Consider the following 272-nt stretch of genomic DNA (forward strand, 5'->3'; position numbering starts at 1 on the left):
CGGCAAGGATAAGCCGAAAGATGAGCGCACGCGCAACTGGACGATTATCGTCTATGAGGATTCAGCGCCGGACAACTGGCGCGATATCGTGGCCGGTCTGCACGTTCCGGCATTCATAAGCCCATACCACGATAAGGACGTGAGGGCTGACGGGTCACCCAAAAAGCCGCATTGGCACGTGGTCTTGTGCTTTAAGGGCAAGAAGTCGGTCGGACAGATTCAGGCTATCAGCGACCAGCTGTCAGGCGTGCACGTGGATTGGGAGCATTGCG

1 protein-coding gene is annotated in these 272 nt (G+C 57.0%); it reads left to right on the plus strand.

Annotation, left to right across the window (positions count from 1 at the left end; all coding sequences use genetic code 11):
• Nucleotides 1-272, plus strand: a 272-nt coding sequence (locus AB1471_RS17355; protein ID WP_367780980.1) for a Rep family protein, incomplete at both ends; no start/stop codon positions are given.

This window comes from Jeotgalibacillus marinus (assembly GCF_040801915.1).
GTDB classification, from domain to species: domain Bacteria; phylum Bacillota; class Bacilli; order Bacillales; family Jeotgalibacillaceae; genus Jeotgalibacillus; species Jeotgalibacillus marinus.